Source organism: Nocardia yamanashiensis (assembly GCF_021183565.1).
Classification (GTDB): Bacteria; Actinomycetota; Actinomycetes; order Mycobacteriales; family Mycobacteriaceae; genus Nocardia; species Nocardia yamanashiensis.
The window spans coordinates 2,145,220-2,167,252 of record NZ_CP089226.1 but is presented as its reverse complement, the minus strand read 5'-3'; the positions used below and the strand labels follow the sequence as shown (position 1 = coordinate 2,167,252).

Genomic DNA, 22,033 nt, shown 5'->3' with positions numbered 1-22,033 from the left:
CTCCGCAATGGCTGGTGGGCAGGTCGTCGTCATCGGAGCGGGCATCGCGGGGCTGGTGACCGCGAAAGTCATGCGCGACGACGGGTTCGATGTGACGGTCCTGGAGCAGGAGCCGACGGTCGGCGGCGTGTGGGCTCCTTCGCGGACCTATCCCGGTCTGCGGACGAATAATTCGCGCGAGACCTACGCCTTCTCCGACCATCCCTACGGCGATTCCGGGGAGGTGTTCCCGACCGCCGAACAGGTCCGGCAGTATCTGGATTCGTATGTGGACCGGTTCGAGCTCGCACCACTGCTCCGGTTGTCCACCACGGTGTCCCGGATCGTTCGCCGCGACGACGGATTCGAGATCGAGGTCCAGGGCACAGTGGGCCGGGAGCAGCTGCGCTGCGATTTCGTGGTGATAGCTACCGGGACCTACAGCAAGCCCAATGTTCCGGACTTTCCCGGCGCATCGAACTTCGTTGGGGTCGTGGTGCATTCGAGTCAGGCCCTCGATCCCGCACTGATCACGGGTAAGCGGGTAGCGGTGGTCGGCGCGGGCAAATCCGCGCTGGATTGTGCGGTCTGGGCCGCCCGCACCGCCGCGCAATGCACCCTGGTGTTCCGTACCCCGCATTGGATGGCGCCCCGGTACCTCCCCGACGGCACTCCCGCCGACCAAGCTTTCCTGGGGCGGGTCACCGAACTGTTCCTGCCCTATCACCGCCGCACTCGGCTCGAACGGTTCCTTCAGGGGCGATGGCTCGCCTGGGTGCTGTGGCCGGTGATGGGCCTGCTGATCCGCAGGCTCCTGCGCATGCCCGCGCCCATGATCCCCGACGAACGGCTGCCGCACGGCCTGGAGAACGCGGGTTTGGCGCCCGAGTTCTACGAACTGGCGCGCGGTGGCCGAATCGGTCTGCGCCGCAGCGCGAAAACGGCATTCGGCGAGGATCACCTGATTCTCGCCGATGGTGAGGAACTACCCGCAGACGTGGTGATCTTCGCGACCGGGTGGCGTCAGGAATTCCCCTTCCTGGACCAGGAGCTGCGCTCGGAGATCCTGCCGGACAGCAGATTTCACCTGTACCGGCATATCCTGCCGCCGGCCGAACAGCGCCTCGGCTTCATCGGCTACTCGTCCTCCACCGCATGTCAGCTGACCTCGGAAATCGCCGCGCACTGGCTCGCCCAGCACTTCCGCGGCGAGCTGGCGGTGCCGGCCGTGCCGGAGATGCGAACCGAGATCGATCGGGTTCACACCTGGCTCGCCGCGACCTATCCGGCACGATCGGACGGTTACTACCTCGGAATGCACGTAATTCATTACATCGACGAGCTTCTTACCGACATGGGTGTGCCGGCCAGGCGGACCGGGAGCGTATGGGAGGAGTACTTCGGGACTTTCAGTCCCTCGCGGTATCGCGAAGTGGGGGAACAACGCCGGTCGGCGTCGGCGGCACGGGCCTCGCGGTGGCGGTCCACGGAATGAGCACGAGCAGGATGGCGGCTGCCGCGCCGATCGTGATGTAGGTGACCTGTGGGCGGGTGGCGGTGTCGTCGCCTACGGCCAGTGCGAGGGCGACATTGATTGCCCAGTGGCCTGTGGTTGCGATCAGGATGCGCTGGCGCACTGTGCCGTTGGCGAGGTAGCCGAGTAGGGCGGCGAACAGGACGGCGGCGGTGAAGAAGGACAGGGCGACCACCGGGCCCTGGGTGTAGGCCTGTACGTGCCAGAGGGCCCAGGTTGTTCCGGTGATCAGTACGGCGACGAGACGCTTGAAGCGGGATTCCAGTATCGGTTGCATGAAGCCGCGCCAGCCGGTTTCCTCGCCGAGCGCGCCGAGGACTTGTAGCAGGGCGAAGACCACGAAGGGTGCGCCGCCGAGGGGGTGCGGGCCGAACAGGGGCTGGTCGTCCAGGAGGAGAGCGATCGCCACTGTTGCTCCGATTATCGCTGCTGCGACGAGGGTGCACAGCAGGCCCGCGAGCACCCATCGGCCGGCGACCGGTGCGGGGAGCGAGGCGCGGAGTGCTTGTCGCCGCCTGGTTCCGATGATCAGGAGTGTGGTCGGTACGGCCAGTGCGGGGCCGAACTGGACCAATGACAGTGTCGCGGCGTCGATTCCCGTATGGGGTTGCACCGCGACCAGCAGGCCGCTGAAGGTGAGAGCCAGCAGCGCGTACAGTGCGATCGGGATCGCCGTGCGCCATCTGACGTTCTCCGCTGGGGCAGCAGCCGTTGCTTCGACGCTCACCGGTTCACACTACCGAAAGCGCTTTGCTCACTGCGGGTTTCAACGCGGCTCCACCGTGTCGAAGACCGCGCGGACTTCGGCGAGCACCGATGGGAGTTCCTCGGTGGCGGGCGAACCCAGGGCGAGGCGGAGCCCGTGCGGGACGTGCGGTGTGGTCGCGAAGAGGTCGGCGGTGCAGACTCGGATGCCGCGGCGGGAAAGCTCGGCGGCGATGCGGTCCATGCGCTGATCCGGGTCGATCGGGAGCCAGGCGAAGTAGGAGCGCGGGTGCGCTATCGGGTGCAGGTGGCCGAGTTCGCGGTGCAGGATGCGTTGATGGTGTCCGGCGGCAAGGCATCCGGCGTGTTCGAGGGAGTCGACGGTGCCGTCGGCGAGCCAGCGGACGGCCACAGCCGAGATCAGGCCGGATGGGCTCGCCATGGTGGTGCGGAGGGTGCGGCCGATGGCGGGGGCCGCCGCGGGTGGGATCACCAGCATGCCGAAGCGCAGGCCCGCCGCGACGCTCTTGGAGAGGCTGGAGAGCCAGAAGGTTCGTTCCGGTGCGGCGGAGGCGAGTGGGCGGGGTGCGGGGTCGGCGAGGAAGGCATAGGCCGCGTCCTCGATGAGGAGCAGATCGTGTTGGCGGGCAATCGAAACGAGCTCGCGGCGTTGACTCGCGTCCAGCACCCAGCCGAGCGGGTTGTGCAGGGTCGGCATGGTGTAGATGGCGCGGACGGGGCGGTGGGCGCACAGTCGGGTCAGGGCCGCCAGGTCCGGGCCGGTCGCCGTGGTGGGGATCGGGGCGAGTTCCAGGCCGTGCGCTCGAGCGAGGGACTTGAACCCGGGGTAGGTCAGGTCGTCCACCGCGATCACGTCGCCGGGCGAGAACATCGCGCGCACAACGAGATCCAAGGCGTGCTGGGCGCCATTGGTGAGCACCACTTCCGTCGCATGTGCCGGGATGTCGCGGCTACGGAGGAAGTCGGCGACGACCTCGCGATCGTGTGGTCGTCCGCCCGGTGGCTGCTGGCGCAGCACCGCATCGAGGTCCCCGGCGCCGGCGAGTTCGCGTAAAGCAGTGCGCAGCAGATCGGCTCGGCTCGGCGACAGGGGCTGGGTGAAGGCCAGATCGGCGCGGACCGCGGTCCCTTCCCGGCCATCGGTCCCGCCCGATTCGGATGCCGAGCTCAAACGCAAGGAGCGATCGCGGACGAACGTGCCGCGTCCAGTCTCGCCCACGACCAGCCCGCCGCGCTCGAGCTCCGCGTACACCCGGGTGGCGGTCGCGACCGCGATGCCGTACTCGGCCGCGAGCCGCCGGTGCGTGGGCAGACGGTGGCCGGGCGCCCATCGGCCGTCGGCGATCTGCGCCGCGAGTTCCGCGGCGACCTCCCGGTAGGTGCGCATGATCGCACTGTACCTAGGACAATTTCTTGATCGTCCTGCCTCGGCGGCTCTAGCGTCCCGGGTCATGACCCTCTCCACCACCGAACTGCCGGTCCTCGACTATCTGCGCGCACAGCTCGCGGGCACGCTGAGCGAGGGGCAGACCTGCCAATTCCGGTATCCCACCGCCATTTCCCGGCTGCTCGGCATCCGATTGACCGAGATCGACGCGGGGCGCGCGGTGGTGGAGCTGGACACCGACCCGGCACTGCACGGGAATCAGCAGGGCACGGTGCACGGCGGGCTGCTCACCGAATTGGCCGATGCGGCGATCGGCACGGCGCATTCCACGGTGGTCGCGGCCGGTGAATCGTTCACCAGCATCGATCTGCGCACCGTGTTCGTGCGGCCGGTCTGGCGGGATACCTTGCGGGCGAGCGCGTATCCGACGCATTCCGGGCGCACCATCACCCATTACCAGTGCGATATCACCCGTGGCGACGGCAAGACGGTGGCCACGGTGACGAGCATCGTGACCACCCTGCGGGGTGAACGGTCGGCCGGGCGCTGACGGTGCGGCGGCTCAGGGACGAATGTCGCTGATGCAGTAGCCTTCCGAGCCGATATCGAGGGTGAAGGTGGTCGTTGTCGTGACGCCGGAGGAATTGGTGACCGGGACCGACGCCTCGACCTTGTCCGGATTCGTGAACGGGACGGTGATGTCACCGAATCCGACGGTGCCGGTGAGCTTTCCGGGATTGTTCGACAGCGTCGAACCGGCGCACACCAGCGGATACTTGCCTTCGACATCGTCGGCGTCGACCGGCTTGCCGACCCAGCGGGACAGGTAGCGGTAGACGGCGTACCGGGCGTCGGCGGCGTTGAAACTCGCCGGGGTGCCGATCGGGGTGACGCGCGGACAGGCGTAGCCGGAGGCGATTTCGCTGCGTTTGACGCTGACCGACCGGGTCGAGCCCTTCCAGATCACCGCGAACTGGCCGTCGAGGCCGGGCTGGGCGACCGCATCGAGAATGCCCGGCGTGTCGGCGTACATGGCGCGCGCGTTGCCCGGTTCGATGGTCCAGCATTTGCGCACGAGCTGATCGAGATCACCGGAGACCAGGTCGCGAACCCACGGGCTGAGCGCCGCGGCGGCCTTGGGATCGCCGGGCACCTCGCCGACCGTCACCGCCGGGCTCGCGGTGGCGGCAGGGCTGGTCGTGGACGAATCAGCTTGTACTGAAACCGATGTCGTCGCTCGCTGGGTGGTGGATGTACCGGGTCCGGAACCGCTTCCGCCACATGCCGTCAGCGTCACGCAGGCCGCCGCGACCGTCAGACTCACTGCCCCTCGCCATGAAGTCCTCATCATCCCCGGGAGATTACCAGCTGGAGAACGATGCAATAAAATGTGAGCACTGCTCTTGATTGGAACCCATGATCCGTTTTACCGTCGTGGATATGAAGGCAAGCTCTCGCATATCCACCGCGCTCCTGCTCATCGCCGCCGTCGTCTGCGCCAATGCAGCGTTCACCGGACTGTCGGCGGCATTCGATTACCCGCACGTCCTCGGTCGGCCGACGGCGGAGGTGCTCACGCTGTTCCGGGCGAACCAGACCGCGGTCACGGCCTGGTTCGGGGTCCTGGCGATCGGGGCGTTTTTGTTGGCCCCCATCGCGATCGCCATCGGCCGGACCGATGACTCGCCGCTCATGCGCTGGGGCGTCCGGGCCGGTGTCGCCGCTGCCGCCGTTCAGGTGGTCGGGTTGCTGCGCTGGCCGTTGTTCGTCCCGTTCATCGCCGAGACCGCACTGGCCGACGGTGACGGATCCACCGCCGCACGGGCCTTCGAAACCGTGAACGTCGTGCTCGGCTCGTTCGTCGGCGAGACGCTGGGCTACCTGCTGACCGCCACCTGGACCGCAATCGTCGCGATCCGGTTGTCGCGCAGTGGCTTTCCGCGCTGGTTCGCGGCCCTCGGAGTGCTCTCCGCGGCGGCGATCGCGGTCGGCGTGGCCGCGCCGTGGGGTGTACCCGGCACGCAGCAGGTCAATTTCGCCGGGTACGTCCTGTGGAGCGTGTGGCTATTGATCCTGTCCGCGTGGTGGATTCGCGCCCGGCGCGTACCCGAAGACCTGGGCGAAGATGTCCGCCCCGTGACTGGTCGCCTCGGGAGCGCCGGGCGTCAGCCGGTAGGTGCGCCGTCCGCCGGGATCGCGTCCGGCACGCAGGAACAGGTCCGTCGGGTGTCCGGCGGCGTAGCGCTGCCGGGCGAACTCGTGCAGGTGGGTGACCAGCACGATCTGCACTCCGGCATCGAGCAGCGCTGACAGGATCGGGTCGGCGATGGCGGCGGCATCGCGGTCGTTGGTGGAGGCGAACGGCTCGTTGCAGAGCAGGATGCCGTGCGGGCGGAGCTGGTCGGTGAGTGCGCGCAGGCGGGCCAGCTCCTCGTCGAGGCGGCCGTGGCGCATGGCCGGGTCCTCGGCGCGCACGAAGTGGGTGAACAGGCCGTCGCGGAGATCGGCGGTGCAGGTGCGGGCGGTGACGAACATGCCGGCCTGCAACATCAGGCGGGCGCAGCCGACGGCGCGCAGGAAAGTGGATTTGCCGCCGCTGTTGGCTCCGGTCACCACCGTGAAAGTGATTGCGGCGGCGTCGATATCGGTGCCGATGACGTCGGTGCCGCCAAGCGTCAGAATCGGATCGCGCAGGTCGGTGGCCGACAGGCTCGGGTGGCCGAGGGGTGCGGGGGTCGGGAAGCAGGTCGGGACGCCGGTGCGGGTCAGCCGGTCGCGCAGGTTCACGCAACCCAGATAGAAGGCCAATTCGGTGCGGAGCCGGTGAAAGAAGCCCTGTACGTTCTCGGCGACCCGGCCGACCACCGCTTTGACGATGGCGAGGGCGGGGGCGGTGACGATCTTCAGGGGATCGCCGTCATGGAATTCGAAGTTCTCGAACGCGGTGAAGGTGCTGCCGGCGCGAGCGCCGAACAGTGATCGCTTGGCCGCCGGCGGGGGTTCGTGCAGGATCACGTGGTCGATCTTGTTGCCGGTGCCGAGCGCGGCGCTGAACAGCATGCCGTGTTCGAAATACAGTGCTGCAAGGTGCTTTTCGAGTATCGCGAGGTAGTCGTCGTCGAGCTGGGTGGCGAGGATCTCACGGAAGCGGCGCAGTCCCGCAGAGGTGCCGACGGGGTGCTTCTCGCAGATCTGCCGGAGCCGGCGCAGCAGGCCGACCAGTCCCTCGAGCGATTGCAGCGCCATGACCGTCCACCGGCGCACGGTGGTGGCCTCGGTGGCGACGGCGTACAACTCGTGCAGCAGTGCGGGATCGGCGCAGAAGTCGGCCAGCACCTGCTGGCGGTAGCGAATGATATCGGGATCGGTGAGGCTCACCGGGACAATGGCTTTCGCCACCTCGGCGATGAAATCGTCACCGGCCGCCATCGCCGTGTAGAGGTCCGCGAGACCCAGATCCTCGGCCACCGCATCGCCATTGCGCGCGACCGGCACCCGCTGTCCGGGCGGTTGGAGCAGTCCGATCGGGATCATCGCACGCGCTCCCGGATGGCGTCGTAGGTCAGCCCGTGCCGGTGCGCGAGTGCCGCGGCGTAGGCCAGGCCGTCCGGTGGGCGGCGTTCGATCCGGAAGGTCCGGGTGGCGTCGGCATCCGAATCCACGCCCGCCACCATGCTCACCACCTCCGGGCCGAAGCCGGCCAGTTCCTCCAGGAACGTCACGTACACCCCCGTCGCGCCCCGGTTGATGAGTCTGCGCACTACTTCGCCTCCAATGGAAACCGCATCGGCGGCCGTGGTGGTGCTGAAGCTCTCGTTCATCACCACCACGCTGCGGTCGGTGACCGCGTCCAGGATCTCCCGCATCCTGGCCAGCTCCTGCGCCAGCGCCCCACCGGTGTCGGCGATATCGTCCTCGTGCACGAAGTGGGTGAACACCTTGTCCGACAGCAGCATTCGGGCACGGGTTCCCGGCACGGGACAACCCAGGGCGGTGAGGTAGGCGAGCTGGCCGACCATTCGCGCGAAGGTGCTCTTCCCGCCCTGGTTCGGGCCGGTCACCACGATCAGCCGTTCGGGGTCGTCGAGTCGAATGTCATTGCGCACCACCACCGCCGACGGATCCCCGTGCCGCGCCCGCGCGAGCATCACATCGAACGCGCCCTCGGCGACGATGCCGTCGAACCGTTCGGTGACCTCCGGATAGCAGAAGGTCAGCCCGCGCTCGCCGAGTCCGCGCACGAATCGCGAATAGCCGAGGTAGAAACGCATTTCGGCATCGACCCGCTCGAGCATCGGATCGACGAAGTCCCGGAACCGCCGCGCATGCCGCGCAAGTCTTTCGAACACCTCCGGAAACTGTTCCGTGACGGCGGCGATGAGCTGTTCCTCGACCTCGTTCATGTCCGGCCACGGATCGACCACGGGTTCCGGTTCTTCCGCATCGCCGGGCCGGAAGCGGGCGAAGGCGGCGGCCAAGGTCTCGGTGTAGTCCGGCTGGCCACGGTAACGATCGACCACTACTTTGCGGCCGTTCACCTGAACGGTGTAGCGGATCTCGTCCAGCACCGCACGCACTTCCGCACGGTCGCGGACCAGGCTGCGGAACCAGTCCCCCGCGATGTATCCCGCCAGCTGATCCCGTAACCGGCGCAGCGCCCGCGACCGCACCGGCAGTACGCGCAGCGACTCGGCGAGCTCCGATACCGTGCGGCAGTACACCTCCTCGGCATCGAGCTGCCATCGATCCCGCTGTTCCAGCTTCCGGCCCTGACGGGAATGTCTTCGCACCGAATACATTCCGCCCCCGAAGGCCTCGAATGCCGCACGAATCCGCTCGTCCTCGAGATCCCGAAACACCTCGTGCCGATACGCGACGGTCGCCGCATCGCGCACCGGCTGCCGCCAGATCGGATTCGGTTCATCCGGATCGGCGGCAAAGATCCGATGATCGAGCTTCAGATCCGCGATGGTCACCACCCCCGCGAACTCCCCGTCCGCCTCGCCCGCCGGCCACAACGTACTGACCCCCCGCACTGTCATTGCCCCGCAAGCCGTCCGGTCAACCGCGCCCGGACCGCCGGCCAATCCTCGGCGATGATCGAGAACAACACACTGTCCCGAATCGTGCCGTCGGACCGCCGGAAGTTGCGCCGCAACACCCCCTCGTACTGCGCACCCAGTCGCGCGATCGCCTGCTGCGACCGATGATTGCGCACATCGGTCTTCAATTGCACGCGCCCGACATTCAACTTCTCGAACGCATGCTCGAGCAGCAGCAGCTTGGCCTCAGGATTGACACTCGTAGCCCACACCGCCGGGTCATACAGCGTGAACCCGATCTCCAGCGCAGCATCCCGCACCGAAACCCCCAGATACGCGGAAACCCCCACCACGCGATCCGCGTCGATCCCCGACACCCCCCGCCGCAGCCGAACAGTCCAAACCTGCCAGTCCGGCAACCCACACCGACCTTCGAGATGCGCCCGGAACTCCTCCGGCCCGGCCGGCCGCCAAGGCACATGCGCCCACACATCATCATGATCGAGCGCATGAAACAGCCCGTCGGCATCCTTCGCCGGATCCAGCGGCGTCAGCACCACCGTGCCCCCCACAAGCTCCGTACCGTCAGCAATCGGCCAAACCATTTCAGGCCACGGCTCATCCACGGGCCGCACATCCACCACGGGCTGAAACCTGCTCAGTTCCTCGAAGCTCACAACTCGACATTAGAGGGTGGCAGCGTGGGCATGAGGCCCCGGAGAGCCGGTTCCCACTCGAGGTAGCGGGCGGGGAAGCACCGGCCCAACAGGTCGGCCATGATCGCCGGTGCCGTCGACGCTCCGGGCGATGCACCGAGCAGACCGGCGATGCTGCCGTCCGCGGCAGCGACCAGTTCGGTGCCGAAGGTCAGCTCGCCGACCTTGCCGGGGTGCGGTTTGACGACCTGGGCGCGCTGGCCGGCCTGGATCAGGGTCCAGTCCGCCGGGTCGGCTGAGGGATAGAAACGTTGCAGCTCAGCGAATTTGCGGCGGCGGGTGGCGACGAGCTGACTCAGCAGATAGCCCACCAGGGACAGATTCTGGAGGCCTGCGGCCAGCAGCACCGCGATATTGCGGAGGCGGATGGTGGTGAACAGGTCGATGAGGCGGCCGTGCTTGAGCAGCCTGGTGCTGAAGGTCGCGTACGGGCCGAACAGCAGTGATTCGGTGCCGTCGACCAGCCGTTTGTCCAGGTGTGGGACCGACATCGGCGGTGCGCCCAGCGCGGCTTGGCTGTACACCTTCGCCTGGTGACGGGCGACCACGTCTGGATTGTCGGTGCGCAGGAACTGTGCGCCGAATGGGAAGACCGCATAGCCATCTACTTCCGGAATCCCGGCCCGTTGCAGAAGATTCAGGGCGTAGCCGCCCGCCCCGACGAAGACGAAACGTGCTCGAACGGTATGACGGCGCTCGGTCGTTCGGTCGCGCACGGTGAGCGACCAGACGTCGGCCTCCTTGCGGAGCTTGATCACCTCTTGGCCGAGGTGGACCTGTGTGCCCGCGGTCTTCATGCCGTCCACGAGCAACCGGGTGAGCGCACCGAAATCCACGTCGGTGCCGCCCGCGAAGCGGGTTGCCGCCATCGGCTCGCCGGGTTCACGGCCGTCCATCAGCAGTGGCGCCCATTGCGCGATCTGCGCGGGATCCTCGGTGAACTCCATCGACTCGAACGCGGGCAGCGCCGTCATGGTCTTGTATCGGGCCCGCAGGTAATCCACATCCCGCGCGCCGAAGACGACATCCAGGTGCGGGGTCGGAGTCACGAAATCCTGGTTCCCGAGCGTGTTCCAGAATTCCCGCGACAGCCGGAACTGCCGGGCGATCTCCGCGGCCTTGGCCGGATCGTCCGGGTCGGGCATGTAGTTCAGCTCGCAGAATCCGGAATGCCCGGTACCGGCGTTGTTCCAGGGATCGGAACTCTCCGTGGCCAGGTGATCGAGGCGCTCGAACAGCGCTGTCGACCAGTCCGGTTGCAGGCGTGCGAGCATCGCGCCCAGCGTCGCGGACATGATGCCGCCGCCGATCAGTGCGACATCCAGAACCTCCGGAGCCGCAGGGGATTCCATTGCCTGTGCTGCCATTTGACGCCTCCCGCTCTGGTGCTGCGGGAATCGTCACATCGAGCGGATTCATCCGTCCAATATCGATTGCGGGCTAATACGATCCGAATATGGATGAGTCGCCGTATGCGCAGTTGGAGGCGCTCGCGCCCTTGCTCGCGGCCTTCGATACCGCGGCCGGTGAGGGGCACGTCACACGGGCGGCGCAGGTGCTGGGGGTGCCGCAGTCATCCCTGAGCCGCAGGCTGAAGGCGGTCGAGAAGGCGGTCGGGATTCAGCTTTTCCAACCGGTCGGTCGTGGAATCACGCTCACGCCCGCGGGACGCGAGTTGTTCGAGCGGACTCGGGAGCTGGTACGCGGCCTGGACGATGCGGTCAATGTGGTGCGCGGGAACGCCGATCCCGAAACGGGTCTGGTGCGGTTCGGATTTCCGCTCAGTCTCGGGCCGGTCAGCGTGCCGGCGCTGCTGGCGGACTTCCACAGGAGCGCGCCGCGAATCAGATTGCATCTGGTGCAGGCGCACGGGGAGGCACTCGCGGAACAGATACGGACCGGCCACTTGGACCTGGCCGTGGTGATTCCGGCGCCCGACGATCTACCCTCGACGGTGTTGGGACATCAGCCCATTCAACTGTACGTCGCTCGCCGGCACCGGCTGGCCGGACGGGAATCCGTGGACCTCGCCGAGTTGGCCGAGGAACGATTCATCGCCAACCCACCCAGTTATCACTTGCGCCGGCTGCTCGATTCCCGGTGCGCCGAAGCGGGATTCACTCCGGCCGTCGCATTCGAGATCACCGAATTCGACGCCCTGCGCGCATTGGTCGGCCACGGGCTGGGCATCGCGCTGCTCCCCGCACCGGAGACGCCGCACCCTGACTTGCACCGGGTGACTCTGCGGAACCCGCCCACCCGCAGCATCGGACTGGTTTCCGGCACGCATCGCCCGACACCCGCGGTATCCCGCTTACACACCTTCATCGCCGCCCATGCGATGACTCACATGGGCGGCGATGCGGGTGGGGGTGTGGATCAGGCGCGGTCGTAGGCGTCCTGGAGGACTTTGAGGTCGATCTTGGACATGGCGCGGAGGGACATGGCGACGGCGAGGGCCTGTTCGGGGGTGCCGCTCATCAGGGTCGGCATGGCGGCGGGGGCGACCTGCCAGCTCAGGCCGTAGCGGTCGGTGAGCCAGCCGCAGGGGCCGGGGGCGCCGCCGTCGGTCAGGGCTGCCCACAGGTGGTCGATCTCTTCCTGGGTGTCGACGACGATCTGCAGGGAGATGGCGTCGGTGAGGGGGTGGTCGGGGCCGCCGTTCATGATGGTGACGGCGTGGCCGGCCAGGTCGAGGGTGACGATGAAGGCGGAACCGTCGGCGTTGCGGGTGACCTCGTGGATCTTGGATCCGGGGACGGTCGCGACGTAGAACTCGGCGGCTTCCTCGGCGGACTGCTCGAACCAGATGAAGGTGTTCAGGGTGGTCATGATGATCTCCTGGGCAAGGGGTTTGAACTACTGTCAGCCCAAGGTCGGAGCCGCCGACCGGATCTCGACACATCGTCCGGAGATTTCCGGAGAAATTTTCGGGCGATGCCGGGGGAATGTGAAGTTAGGAGCACCTTGGTGGAAGCGACGTTCGATACGGCCGCGCTGGTCGGGCACCACTATCGCCTCGACGACTACTACGAGGTGGGTCGCGAGAAGATCCGCGAATACGCCCGTGCCGTGCAGGACTTCCATCCCGCGCACTGGAGCGAGGCCGCCGCGAACGAACTCGGCTACGACGGACTGGTCGCCCCGACCACGTTCTTCTCGATTGTCGCCATGCTGGCCAACCGCCGCCTCTTCGAATCCGTCATCACCGGATACGGCGTCTACGTCCAGACCGATCAGGTCTTCGAGATGTATCAGCCGGTCGTCACCGGTGACCGCGTCACCAGCGACGTCGAACTGACCGCGGTCCGCACCGTCGCGGGTCGCGACCTGCTCACCGTCACCAATACCTTCACCGCCCAATCCGGCGAAATCGTCCAGATAATGCACACCACCGTCCTCGGCCTCACCGCCGAAGACGTCGATGCCGACATCACCCCCGCCATCGAGCGCGTGATCATGCACGGCATCGAACGCACCACGGTGACCGACCCGGCCACCCCCTCCACCCCGGACTACGGCCCCCACTCCCCCGCGAGCCGCGACCGCCTCCCCCGCACTGCCGTCGACTTCGAAAAGCTCTCGGTAGGAACCGAACTCCCGCCCCGCACCGCCCGTCTCACCCGCGGTGACCTGGTCAACTACGCGGGCGTGGCAGGCGACGCCAACCCCATCCACTGGGACGAAGCCATCGCCGCCAAGGCCGGTCTCCCCGACGTGATCGCCCACGGCATGCTCACCATGGCCCTGGGCGCCGGCTTCGTCACCGACTGGCTGGGCGACCCCGGCGCCCTCCTGCGCTACAACGTCCGCCTCTCCAACTACACCATCATCGAAGCCGAATCCGCCGGCACCGTGGAGTTCACCGCCCGCGTGAAATCCCTCGACCCCGAAACCAAGACCGCCGTCCTCGTCATCACCGCGAAGTCCAACGGCCGCAAGATCTTCGGCCTCGCCACCGCCGAAGTCCGCCTCAGCTGATCGACTCCCCACCCCGAGCCATGAATCCGCTCGGGGTGGGCAATCAACCGCCGATTCGGAAGCAGGAGCCAGACGCCGGTTTCGATGGGTTGACCAGGCGAACCGACCGCCGGATTTCGTTAGTTAGCGTAATGCAACTATATTGGGACGCTGTTCGCACTGTTCGACTCCTGGGGAGGCTCAGATGGCTACGGCTCCCACCACCGGCTTGGACGCCGATGATGTGAAGACCATTCGACGGCGGCTTCGAGTCGACCGGGATCATCCGCATTACAAGTGGGTGGCGTTGTCGAACACGACGCTGGGGATGTTGATGGTGACCATCAACTCCTCGATCGTGATCATTTCGCTGCCGGCCATCTTCCACGGCATCGGGCTGAATCCGCTCGAGCCGGGGAACGTGAGCTATCTGCTGTGGCTGCTCATGGGATTCCTGCTGGCATCGGCGGTGCTGGTGGTGCTGTTCGGCCGGCTGGGCGACATGTTCGGGCGGGTGCGGATCTACAACCTCGGCTTCGTGGTGTTCACGGTGTCGGCGATCGCGTTGTCGTTCGATCCGTTCACGCACGGCGGAGGCGCCATGTGGCTGATCGTGTGGCGCGTGATCCAAGGTGTGGGCGGCGCCATGCTGATGGCGAACGCCACGGCGATCCTGACCGACGCGTTCCCGGTGCAGCAGCGCGGGTTCGCGCTGGGCATCAATCAGGTTGCGGCGGTGGCCGGTTCGTTCCTGGGCCTGGTGATCGGCGGCGTGCTGTCGGAGTGGGATTGGAAGGCCGTCTTCTGGGTGAGCGTGCCGTTCGGCATTCTCGGCACGGTGTGGTCGTACCGATCGCTGCACGATTTCGGGGCACGGACGCCGGGATCGCTCGACCTGCCCGGCACGGTCACGTTCGCGCTGGGACTCACCGCACTGCTGACGGGCATCACGTACGGCATTCAGCCGTACGGTGATTCGGCCACCGGCTGGGGCAATCCGTGGGTGATCGGCGCCGTGGCCGGCGGGCTGGCGCTGCTGGTGCTGTTCTGCTGGATCGAAACCAAGGTCGCGCAGCCCATGTTCCAGCTGTCGCTGTTCAAGAACCGGGCGTTCGCGTTCGGCAATCTGGCCGGCCTCATGTCCTCGATCGGCCGCGGCGGCCTGCAGTTCATGCTGATCGTGTGGCTGCAGGGCATCTGGCTGCCGCTGCACGGCTACGACTACGAGGCCACGCCGCTGTGGGCCGGTATCTACCTGCTGCCGTTGACCATCGGCTTCCTGGCCGCCGGACCGGTGTCGGGCTGGCTGTCGGACAAGTACGGCACCCGCCTGTTCGCCACCCTCGGCATGGTCATCACCGCGGCGACTTTCGTTCTGCTGGTCGTGATTCCGGCCGACTTCAACTACTGGGCCTTCGCCGCCATCATCCTGCTCAACGGCCTCGGCTCGGGCATGTTCGCCTCCCCCAACACCGCCGAGGTGATGAACAGCGTCCCGGCGTCCCAGCGCGGCGTCGCCTCGGGCATGCGCGGCACCCTGTTCAACGGCGGTATGGCGCTGTCCATGGGAATCTTCTTCTCGCTCATGATCATCGGCCTGTCCGGTCCGCTGCCGGACGCCATGAACTCGGGCCTGCAGGCCCAGGGCGTCCCCGCCCAGGTCGCCGGGCAGGTCGCGGATCTGCCCCCGGTGGGCAGCCTGTTCGCCGCCTTCCTCGGCTACAACCCGATCGAGGAACTGCTGGGGCACAGCGGCGTGCTGAACCAGCCGGGCGTGCACGCCGATGTGCTCACCGGACGCGAGTTCTTCCCGAACCTGATCTCCGGTCCGTTCCATTCCGGCCTGGTGGTCGTGTTCCTCGGCGCGGCCCTTATGATGCTGATCGGCGCGGTGGCGTCGTGGTTCGCCGGTACTCCGAAGGTTCTCGACGAGGCCACCGAACTCCGCGAAGCCGACCGCGCGGGAATCTGACCCCATGACGCAGGAGGATGTGCTGACCGAGTCCGCGAGTGTAGCCGACACCGAGCAGCTCACCGAAGCCGCCGATCTCTACCACGCGATCGGCCGCACCATCCGGCTCCTGCGCCACTCCGGGGATCTGGGCGCGCTGAGCCCCGGCTCGGCCTCCGCCCTGGCCACGCTGGCCCGTTCGGGTCCCATGCGCTTGAGCGATCTCGCGCAGGTGGAACGGGTCAGCGCGCCCACCATGTCCCGCATGATCACCGGCCTGGAGAAGGCCGGTTACGTCTCCCGCGACGCCGATCCGGAAGACGGCCGCGCCCAACTGCTTTCGGTGACCGGATCGGCCCACGACCTGGTGAGCGGCCTGACCTCGGCCCGCATTCAACGCTTCGCGGTCGCGATGGAACGTCTCGATCCGGAGCAGCGGGCGGCACTGCGATCGGCGCTGCTGACTCTCATCGACGCGCTGGACGAGTAGTCCCTCCCCTACCGGGTGTTGCCGATCGGACGGTGCGCGGCGAGCTGAGCGCGGTCGGCGGCATCGCGCCCGGCCTGCCAGCCTTCGGCGCTGCCGGCGGAGATGCGGGAGGATTTCGCGGCGGGGAAATAGGTATCGAAGGCTTTGTCCACGTCCTGGCGGCGCGCTGCCAAAACAGGCAGCAGGCGTTCGGGGGCAGCGGATTTCGCGATGGTGGCCTGTTCGGCGGCAGCCAGGCGTTCGCCGATACGGGTGGCGTAGGCGATGAGGAAGGATTTGCGGAAGGTGCGGCTGCGCGCCTGAGTACTGCGGTCGTCGTCGTTGCCGGAGGCGATCATGGCCCGGGTCGCCTGCACCAGCAGCGAGGTGGTGAGGAGTTCGACTGCGTCCAGGTCGGTTTCGTCGCCGACGATCGCCACGAAACCCCATTCGGCGGACAGAATGACACGGGAACGGTTGGCTTTGGCGACCGCGTCCACGAGCAGCGCTTTGGCATCGACGTAAGGGGTTTCGAGCCAGAAGCGGCGGGCGCCGGGCAGATCGACGGTGCGGTGATCGGCATCGACCAGCACCTGATCGATGGCGTATCTGGTCATCAGCTCTTGGGCTTTGGCCGAGAGGGTTTCGGCTTCCTCGGGGAAGGCGGTGGATTCGGCTTTGGCGAGCAGACCGCGCACCCGGCCCAGCACCTTCTCGTCGACGGCGTGATGGCTGCGCAGTTCCGGTTTCGCGGTGCCGGGCAGGGGGCGAATGAGCGGCATCGAAGGAAGTTGCAGGAGCAGGGCGAACGCTTCGAGCACGGTGGTGAGCGCTTCGACCGGCGTCAGCAACTGCTTGCCCGCCCATTGTCCGAAGTGCGGTTCTCCGGCCGACCACCAGATCGTGGCTCCGGCTTCGTCGAGCTGGGCCAGCCAGGTCGGGTCGACGGTCTCGGCGGGGAACGGCCGTACGTGGGCTGCCATCGCGTCGATGAGATAGCTCCGCGCGAACTCGTCCACCCGGCGGCGCGCCACCTGATCGATATCGCCCGGCAGCCACCCGTTGCGGAACACCGCCGAAACGAGTTGCCGCGCGGCCGAATCCGCGCCCGCACCCAGCGCGGGCAATCGGCCCAGATCGTCGGCGCACTGCCGTGCCGCCTTGGCATTGCCCCGGGCCACCGCCAGCGCGCCCGCCAGAATCGCCTGACCGATCTGCTCCGCGGTCGCGTCGTCCCCGAGCCCGGACGCGCCGAGCACGAACCCCGCATCGCCCGCCGCGGCCCGCTGCCGCTCCCGATGCCGCCGATTCTTGCCCATCCACCTCACCCGTCGCCGCCACACCCAAGGCTTCGAAGGTTAATCGGGCGCTCCGACAACCTTCGAACCGCGTCGGCGGCGCCGGCTAACCGGTATAGGTGCGGTGCCGGATATTGGCCCGCACGCGCCCGATGAGCCCGGCGGTGTGCATGATCCACAACCCGGTCGGCACGATTTTGCGGGTGAACGGATTCAGCGGATTACACACGACCGCCGTCAGCAGCGAAAGCAGCGTGGCGCGGAAAGGAATTCGCGGGCAGCCCAGCGGCCGATGCTTCATGCACACCTCGGCGTAGGTGTACCCGTAATCGAAGCACTGGCTCCACGCGTCCCGGAAATTCCGGCGCAGCCGGTAGGCGATCATCGCATCGGGCGCATGCCCGAGTTTCTGCCCGGACTGCTGCAACCGCCACGAGATGTCCACATCGTCCGCGCCGGTGAACAGGGATTCGTCGTAGCCGCCGATCTTTTCGAAGGCCGTGCGCCAGTACGCCGTATTGTTCCCGTTCGCGAACGGCATCCAATGCGTGGCGAAGCCCTGCTCCGGCGGCGGCACCGGACGCCAGGTCGAGGACTTGCGATCGTTGAGGCTGTCGCTTTCGATGGCTCCGCTCACCGCGTCGAACTCGGCGGCGGTGCGCACCATCGCGCTCAGCCAGCCCGCGTGCGCCCGATCGTCCTGATCCACGAATGCCAGGAAATCACCCGTGGCGACGGCGGCCGCATTGTTGCGCGCGAACGGCGCCCCGCGTTTGGCGGAACTGTCGACATACCGCAACCGCAGTTTCGCGGTGAGCGGATGTCCCTCGATATGTTCGCGCAGCCCGTCTTTCGACCCGTTATCGCTCACCAGCACTTCGTATTCGCCGGTGTAATCCTGGTGCGCCAGTCCGTCGAGTTGTTCGTCGAGATCCGGCAGCCCGTTGTACACGGGGATGATGATGGACACCAGTTCGGGAATTCGATTCGCCGACAGTGGAGCACTCATGTGGTGGAGCAGTCACATTCTCGAGGGTCGATGCCCCGTCACCGGGGTATCGGGCTGAACAAAAGGTCGAGCGCGAAGGTATCCGCGATGCGGGTGACCGAAGCGTCGGTAAACACTCTTTCAGCTGTCCGACCGGTGAACAATCCCCACTTTTCAGCCGTGGAGATAGCGGACCAGATGCTCGCGTTCGGTCTGCAGTTCGGAGATCTGGCTCTTCACCACATCGCCGATGCTGACGATGCCGACCATGCGCCCGTCGGCCACCACCGGTAGATGCCGGACCCGGTGTTCGGTCATGGTGGCGTTCAGGGTTTCGACCCGATCCTCCGGCGAGCAGGTGTGCACGGCCGCGGTCATGATCGCCGAAACCGGCTGGTCCAGCAGGTCCGCGCCATAGGTGTGCAGGTGCCGGACGATATCGCGCTCCGAGGCGATCCCGGAGATGAGACCGCCGTCCGGGGACACGATGACCGCGCCCACATTGTGCACCGCAAGCACTCTCAGCAGTTCGCGCACCGTTGCATCGGGTGCGGTCGTGACTACGCCGGCGCCTTTCCGGCGCAGGATTTCGGAGATTCGCATATGTCCACCGCCAACCCTCGGGACCATCGATGCTTAACAGGATCGCGCGATTTGCCGCGGGTGAACAGCAAAGATTACGCGGCGATACCTAACCGGACGCGAGGGCGTCGGGGCGCGGACGCGCTGGGCGGGGCGCAAGGCTGAGCAGGTGGGGATCCCGGCGCGGCCGATCCGGATGTTCAGGCCGCTTGACCCGGCAGGCCGCCACCGGACCGTGCCATCACAGCGGCTGATGCTGGGAATCGAAGGTGAACACGCGACCGCCCAGCATCACCTGACTGCCCGGTTCCAGCGCGACCGGATGTCCCGGCACGGCGCGCGCCCACTCGACCCGCCCCGGCAGCTTGATGTGCGTTCCGTTGGCCGAACCGCGATCGAGCACGGTCACCTCCCATTCGGTCAACCGGATCTCGGCGTGCACCCGGGACATGCCGCCCGAGACGTCGGCCAGCCGTACCGGTTTCGCGCCGCGCCGCACCCGCTCCGATCGTTCCGGTTCCCGCCCGATCACCAGGTCCTCGTCCAGTACGTACGAATGGCCGTCGTCGAGGAGCAGCACGCCCAGCGGTGGCCGCGCGCCCTCGACCAGCACGCAGGTGGACTGGTCCATGCGAATTCCGCACGTGGTGCAAAACGACACCCGCGGGTCGTTCAAATGCCCACGCGCACACTTGAACCCGCGCACCACCACGCCGCTCCGAGCCCGCGCCGGAGTCACCTGCGCCTCGGCGCCCGAGGCGGACGGCATTGCGTGCTGATATGCATTCGCTGCCGCCACAGGGCTTTTCGCCCCGCTCACGTCGCGGTTGTCGCTCGCCTCGACGGGTCGTTCGCGAAGCGCGATCCGCGGGTTGCTCGCCGCGGATGCATCCGAGTCGCCGAGCCACAGAACCGCACCCGAACCTGGCATCCGGCCTTCGCGCAGCGACCACACGCCCGGCTCCGGCAGCTCGTCGCGTGCCGGATCGTCATCCACGAATACCGCGGCCGCACGCGCGGGGATCGGATCCACCACCCGATCGACGGTGAATCCCGCATCGCTGCCGTGCAGGACTACCCGCCCGTCCGCCCCTTCGAGGATCGCGGTGATTCCGCCGTGCAGGAACACCGCCAGGGCCCGCGATCCGGGGGTGAGCACACCGAACTCGACCTGCTCCTCGTCCTCGCGCCCCATCAGCCAGGTCGAGACGAGCCGCGCGAAAGTGCGTCCGGTGCGGCGGGTTTCCCGCGCGGCCGCCTCCTGCACCAGCTCCCCGAGCTTGTCCAGCACCGCGATCGATTCCGAGCCGGGCCCGACCGGCCCGTCCTCCCGATGCGCGACGACCAGCACCACACCGTCCACACACGCCACCAGGTGCCCGCCGGGCAACACCTCCACCCGCCCCGTCATACGATCCGGCCTCCGTTGAACCGCCACCGTGGCAGCAGTACCCGGATCGGGCCGTTGACGAACAGCCAGAACGCCAGCCAGGTGAGGACGAAATCGATCGTGAAAGCGAGCGCCGAGGGCCGTAGGTCCCGTGGCACCACGACGGTCGTCCGGTACACCAGCAGCCCCATGAGAAGACCCTCGTTCACGATGGTCACCAGCCCGAACAGGGTTGGCCAGTCCTTCTCCCATCGGAATTGCTGCACGAAGTGGTACAGGAGTTCCCACCCGATGCCGGCGATCACGACCGCCGCCAGAATCGACAAGGTCATCCGGTAGGTCTGTCCCAGCGACAACGCACCGCTCGGCAACAGTGGCGTCAGGACCGCGGCCACGAGCAACCCGACCACGCCGAGCACCAGCACCCGGGTCTGCAAACGGCCGTTGAGGGTCGGGGTCATTCCGGAAGCTTCTTGTTCAGCATCCACAGCCACCATTGGTGTACCGAGCGCAGCGCGTGCAATCTGCGGCAGAAGCCGAGCCGAGCCAGATCGTCGGCGATTTCCGATGCGGCGTACTGCAATCCGAGAAAGGAATCGACGCTCGCGTAGTACCCGCCGAGCGTGGCGCTGCCCGAAGCGTACAGCCGGCCGGGTGCGCTGCGGGCGCCGATGAGCTCGAAGGTGGGTTCGACATCGAGCCGCTCCAGTGGATTGCGGCGCGCCCCGGTGTGCACGAGCAGGTCGGCCAGCAGCCGGTGCTCGCGAATATCGGCTTCCAGTCCGGTGCAGTCGATGACGTAGTCGGCGTGCATATCGAAGGGGCGCTCCGGCGGCCGGAAAGGCAAGGGTGCGTATCGGTCCGGGTCGATGGTGGTGACCACGCCGGGCCGGGTGCGATCCGGTCGCAGGTCCCGGGCCTCCCCGGCCAGAATCTGATACCAGCCCTCGGCGCGGCCGCGCGCCAATTGCCGCTGCCAGAGTTTGCGCGCCGGGGTGTTGGTGCCGCCCATGGTTTTCAGCAGGGCGGCCCGTTCCCGGCCTTCGAGTTTGCGTAACCGGGTCTTCAACTGTCCGCCCCAGGTCGCCTTGGGCCAATTGAAGCCCTGATACGCCCAGCCGTCACCACCCTTGCGGCGCATGAAAACACTCGAACCGTGCGGGCCGGCGACATAGGTCCGGAACAGATGCAGGATCTGGGTATGGAGGCCCAGACGATCGCGATCGTCGATGAGGCGTTGCAGCACCCGGCTGGCAACTATTCCGCTGCCGCGCACCATGACGGTTCCGGGACGTCGTTGCAGGGCTTGATAAACGTGCTCGTGTGGCTCGTAGGCATTCACCACCCGCGTCGGATCGCGGTATTTCTCCCGATACGCTTGGAGATCCGGTAGCAGGCGCAGTCCGGGATACCCGATGGCGATGTGAACATAGGTGCTGCGGAAAGCAATTCGCTTGGTCCGGGTGGCCCCCGCCGGTGGGGTGAGAATGGTGTAATACCCGCCGCCGCGCCGCTTGCGCACCATGCGCACCTGTCCCTTGAACAGCGATTGCGCGAAGCCGATTCGTTTCGCCTCGCGCTCCATTCCCGCCAGGACCTGGCCGGCGCGCGGGGTGTAGTAATCGGCGAATACCGGCTCCGCCAGGACATTCCACAGCGGATGCAGCGACTTGTCGGCTATTGCCTCGCGGACGGCATAGGACGGGAATCCCCAGATATTCTCGGGCATCCCGCCGGAATCGCTGCGCAGCCGTTCCGTCCGTGGAATCTGCGATACCCGGGTCAGATATTCGTAGGACTGCCACGGGGCGTCCTGCGGACTCAGCACCGCCATCGCCCGCCTCGGCACCCCGTAAATCCGCAAGGTGTCGAAGAGCGTGAACGATCCGATACCGCCGCCCACCGTCACCAGCGGTACATCGATCACCGGAATCCCGGCCGCCCCCACCATCTCATCGGTCCAGGCGTCGGTTTCGATGAGCCGTTCGTCGATGTCACCCCGCATTTTCCG

At 67.0% G+C, this 22,033-nt stretch carries 20 protein-coding genes and 1 pseudogene; 7 read left to right on the top strand and 14 right to left on the bottom strand.

Annotation, left to right across the window (positions count from 1 at the left end; translation table 11 throughout):
- Window positions 1-7: 7 nt before the first annotated feature.
- Window positions 8-1,474, top strand: coding sequence for a flavin-containing monooxygenase (locus LTV02_RS10480; RefSeq protein ID WP_233039806.1), 1,467 nt, complete (start codon window positions 8-10; stop codon window positions 1,472-1,474).
- On the opposite strand, the gene LTV02_RS10475 is transcribed toward LTV02_RS10480, so the two are convergent.
- The gene (locus tag LTV02_RS10475) at window positions 1,389-2,240 is read right to left on the bottom strand and encodes a CPBP family intramembrane glutamic endopeptidase (RefSeq protein WP_233039805.1); all 852 of its coding nucleotides are present in this window, start codon (window positions 2,238-2,240) and stop codon (window positions 1,389-1,391) included. The two genes, LTV02_RS10480 and LTV02_RS10475, sit on opposite strands and share 86 nt — an antisense overlap.
- A 39-nt stretch (window positions 2,241-2,279) precedes the next feature.
- The gene (locus LTV02_RS10470) at window positions 2,280-3,626 is read right to left on the bottom strand and encodes an aminotransferase-like domain-containing protein (RefSeq protein WP_233039804.1); all 1,347 of its coding nucleotides are present in this window, start codon (window positions 3,624-3,626) and stop codon (window positions 2,280-2,282) included.
- Window positions 3,627-3,690: 64 nt separating this feature from the next.
- Here LTV02_RS10470 and LTV02_RS10465 point away from each other — a divergent pair, with 64 nt between their 5' ends.
- Complete coding sequence (locus tag LTV02_RS10465) at window positions 3,691-4,176, top strand: PaaI family thioesterase (RefSeq protein WP_233039803.1); 486 nt, start codon at window positions 3,691-3,693, stop codon at window positions 4,174-4,176.
- 12 nt (window positions 4,177-4,188) lie between these two features.
- Here the strand turns inward: LTV02_RS10465 and LTV02_RS10460 are convergent, their stop codons facing one another.
- Window positions 4,189-4,794: a hypothetical protein gene (locus LTV02_RS10460; protein WP_233039802.1), complete on the bottom strand. Its 606-nt coding sequence runs from the start codon at window positions 4,792-4,794 to the stop codon at window positions 4,189-4,191.
- A gap of 248 nt (window positions 4,795-5,042) precedes the next feature.
- On the opposite strand from LTV02_RS10460, the pseudogene LTV02_RS10455 reads away from it, so the two are divergent.
- A pseudogene (locus LTV02_RS10455) lies at window positions 5,043-5,639 on the top strand (DUF4386 family protein); the annotation flags it as partial.
- Window positions 5,640-5,690: 51 nt separating this feature from the next.
- Here the strand turns inward: LTV02_RS10455 and LTV02_RS10450 are convergent.
- The 4 genes from LTV02_RS10450 to mqo are packed head-to-tail and all read right to left on the bottom strand — an operon-like array spanning window position 5,691 to window position 10,751.
- Window positions 5,691-7,160 carry a MutS-related protein gene (locus tag LTV02_RS10450; RefSeq protein ID WP_233039801.1) on the bottom strand — a complete coding sequence of 490 codons (1,470 nt, stop codon included), beginning with the start codon at window positions 7,158-7,160 and terminating at the stop codon, window positions 5,691-5,693.
- Window positions 7,157-8,668 (bottom strand): MutS-related protein, encoded by a 1,512-nt coding sequence (locus tag LTV02_RS10445; RefSeq protein ID WP_233039800.1) that lies wholly within the window; start codon window positions 8,666-8,668, stop codon window positions 7,157-7,159. The genes LTV02_RS10450 and LTV02_RS10445 overlap by 4 nt, the downstream gene beginning before the upstream one ends.
- The gene (locus LTV02_RS10440; protein ID WP_233039799.1) at window positions 8,665-9,345 is read right to left on the bottom strand and encodes a GNAT family N-acetyltransferase; all 681 of its coding nucleotides are present in this window, start codon (window positions 9,343-9,345) and stop codon (window positions 8,665-8,667) included. Before LTV02_RS10440 ends, LTV02_RS10445 begins: the two co-directional genes overlap by 4 nt.
- Window positions 9,342-10,751: a malate dehydrogenase (quinone) gene (mqo, locus tag LTV02_RS10435; protein ID WP_233039798.1), complete on the bottom strand. Its 1,410-nt coding sequence runs from the start codon at window positions 10,749-10,751 to the stop codon at window positions 9,342-9,344. Before mqo ends, LTV02_RS10440 begins: the two co-directional genes overlap by 4 nt.
- 89 nt (window positions 10,752-10,840) lie before the next feature.
- Between mqo and LTV02_RS10430 the strand changes: the two genes are divergently transcribed.
- Complete coding sequence (locus LTV02_RS10430; RefSeq protein ID WP_233039797.1) at window positions 10,841-11,779, top strand: LysR family transcriptional regulator; 939 nt, start codon at window positions 10,841-10,843, stop codon at window positions 11,777-11,779.
- Here the strand turns inward: LTV02_RS10430 and LTV02_RS10425 are convergent.
- Window positions 11,764-12,216, bottom strand: coding sequence for a VOC family protein (locus LTV02_RS10425; protein ID WP_233039796.1), 453 nt, complete (start codon window positions 12,214-12,216; stop codon window positions 11,764-11,766). The two genes, LTV02_RS10430 and LTV02_RS10425, sit on opposite strands and share 16 nt — an antisense overlap.
- A 105-nt stretch (window positions 12,217-12,321) precedes the next feature.
- Between LTV02_RS10425 and LTV02_RS10420 the strand changes: the two genes are divergently transcribed.
- The 3 genes from LTV02_RS10420 to LTV02_RS10410 all read left to right on the top strand — a co-directional run bounded on the left by LTV02_RS10420 (window position 12,322) and on the right by LTV02_RS10410 (window position 15,785).
- Entirely contained in the window at window positions 12,322-13,365 is a 1,044-nt protein-coding gene (locus LTV02_RS10420; protein WP_408639350.1) for a fused (3R)-hydroxyacyl-ACP dehydratase subunits HadA/HadB, read from the top strand.
- A 184-nt stretch (window positions 13,366-13,549) separates the two neighbouring features.
- The gene (locus tag LTV02_RS10415) at window positions 13,550-15,316 is read left to right on the top strand and encodes an MFS transporter (RefSeq protein WP_067708712.1); all 1,767 of its coding nucleotides are present in this window, start codon (window positions 13,550-13,552) and stop codon (window positions 15,314-15,316) included.
- A gap of 4 nt (window positions 15,317-15,320) precedes the next feature.
- Window positions 15,321-15,785, top strand: a complete 465-nt coding sequence (locus LTV02_RS10410) for a MarR family winged helix-turn-helix transcriptional regulator (protein ID WP_067708709.1) — start codon at window positions 15,321-15,323, stop codon at window positions 15,783-15,785.
- A gap of 8 nt (window positions 15,786-15,793) precedes the next feature.
- On the opposite strand, the gene LTV02_RS10405 is transcribed toward LTV02_RS10410, so the two are convergent.
- From LTV02_RS10405 to LTV02_RS10380, 6 genes are all read right to left on the bottom strand, one after another.
- Window positions 15,794-17,083: a DUF2786 domain-containing protein gene (locus tag LTV02_RS10405; protein ID WP_233039794.1), complete on the bottom strand. Its 1,290-nt coding sequence runs from the start codon at window positions 17,081-17,083 to the stop codon at window positions 15,794-15,796.
- An 85-nt stretch (window positions 17,084-17,168) separates the two neighbouring features.
- Window positions 17,169-18,071, bottom strand: coding sequence for a glycosyltransferase (locus tag LTV02_RS10400; RefSeq protein WP_233039793.1), 903 nt, complete (start codon window positions 18,069-18,071; stop codon window positions 17,169-17,171).
- 153 nt (window positions 18,072-18,224) lie between these two features.
- Window positions 18,225-18,653, bottom strand: coding sequence for a CBS domain-containing protein (locus LTV02_RS10395; protein WP_233039792.1), 429 nt, complete (start codon window positions 18,651-18,653; stop codon window positions 18,225-18,227).
- A 220-nt stretch (window positions 18,654-18,873) separates the two neighbouring features.
- Window positions 18,874-20,043 carry an FHA domain-containing protein gene (locus LTV02_RS10390; protein ID WP_233039791.1) on the bottom strand — a complete coding sequence of 390 codons (1,170 nt, stop codon included), beginning with the start codon at window positions 20,041-20,043 and terminating at the stop codon, window positions 18,874-18,876.
- Entirely contained in the window at window positions 20,040-20,483 is a 444-nt protein-coding gene (locus LTV02_RS10385) for a hypothetical protein (RefSeq protein ID WP_233039790.1), read from the bottom strand. The genes LTV02_RS10390 and LTV02_RS10385 overlap by 4 nt, the downstream gene beginning before the upstream one ends.
- Window positions 20,480-22,027: an FAD/NAD(P)-binding protein gene (locus tag LTV02_RS10380; protein WP_233039789.1), complete on the bottom strand. Its 1,548-nt coding sequence runs from the start codon at window positions 22,025-22,027 to the stop codon at window positions 20,480-20,482. Before LTV02_RS10380 ends, LTV02_RS10385 begins: the two co-directional genes overlap by 4 nt.
- Window positions 22,028-22,033 lie beyond the last annotated feature (6 nt).

What these genes read in the sequence shown, in the direction of transcription:
- LTV02_RS10405 (WP_233039794.1), bottom strand. Translation starts at nt 17,083, where the DNA reads ATGGGCAAGAATCGGCGGCATCGGGAGCGGCAGCGGGCCGCGGCGGGC.
- LTV02_RS10430 (WP_233039797.1), top strand. Translation starts at nt 10,841, where the DNA reads ATGGATGAGTCGCCGTATGCGCAGTTGGAGGCGCTCGCGCCCTTGCTC.
- LTV02_RS10380 (WP_233039789.1), bottom strand. Translation starts at nt 22,027, where the DNA reads ATGCGGGGTGACATCGACGAACGGCTCATCGAAACCGACGCCTGGACC.
- LTV02_RS10480 (WP_233039806.1), top strand. Translation starts at nt 8, where the DNA reads ATGGCTGGTGGGCAGGTCGTCGTCATCGGAGCGGGCATCGCGGGGCTG.
- LTV02_RS10400 (WP_233039793.1), bottom strand. Translation starts at nt 18,071, where the DNA reads ATGAGTGCTCCACTGTCGGCGAATCGAATTCCCGAACTGGTGTCCATC.
- LTV02_RS10445 (WP_233039800.1), bottom strand. Translation starts at nt 8,668, where the DNA reads ATGACAGTGCGGGGGGTCAGTACGTTGTGGCCGGCGGGCGAGGCGGAC.
- LTV02_RS10410 (WP_067708709.1), top strand. Translation starts at nt 15,321, where the DNA reads ATGACGCAGGAGGATGTGCTGACCGAGTCCGCGAGTGTAGCCGACACC.
- LTV02_RS10425 (WP_233039796.1), bottom strand. Translation starts at nt 12,216, where the DNA reads ATGACCACCCTGAACACCTTCATCTGGTTCGAGCAGTCCGCCGAGGAA.
- LTV02_RS10420 (WP_408639350.1), top strand. Translation starts at nt 12,322, where the DNA reads ATGCCGGGGGAATGTGAAGTTAGGAGCACCTTGGTGGAAGCGACGTTC.
- LTV02_RS10470 (WP_233039804.1), bottom strand. Translation starts at nt 3,626, where the DNA reads ATGCGCACCTACCGGGAGGTCGCCGCGGAACTCGCGGCGCAGATCGCC.
- LTV02_RS10465 (WP_233039803.1), top strand. Translation starts at nt 3,691, where the DNA reads ATGACCCTCTCCACCACCGAACTGCCGGTCCTCGACTATCTGCGCGCA.
- LTV02_RS10395 (WP_233039792.1), bottom strand. Translation starts at nt 18,653, where the DNA reads ATGCGAATCTCCGAAATCCTGCGCCGGAAAGGCGCCGGCGTAGTCACG.
- LTV02_RS10415 (WP_067708712.1), top strand. Translation starts at nt 13,550, where the DNA reads ATGGCTACGGCTCCCACCACCGGCTTGGACGCCGATGATGTGAAGACC.
- LTV02_RS10390 (WP_233039791.1), bottom strand. Translation starts at nt 20,043, where the DNA reads ATGACGGGGCGGGTGGAGGTGTTGCCCGGCGGGCACCTGGTGGCGTGT.
- LTV02_RS10450 (WP_233039801.1), bottom strand. Translation starts at nt 7,160, where the DNA reads ATGATCCCGATCGGACTGCTCCAACCGCCCGGACAGCGGGTGCCGGTC.
- LTV02_RS10385 (WP_233039790.1), bottom strand. Translation starts at nt 20,483, where the DNA reads ATGACCCCGACCCTCAACGGCCGTTTGCAGACCCGGGTGCTGGTGCTC.
- mqo (WP_233039798.1), bottom strand. Translation starts at nt 10,751, where the DNA reads ATGGCAGCACAGGCAATGGAATCCCCTGCGGCTCCGGAGGTTCTGGAT.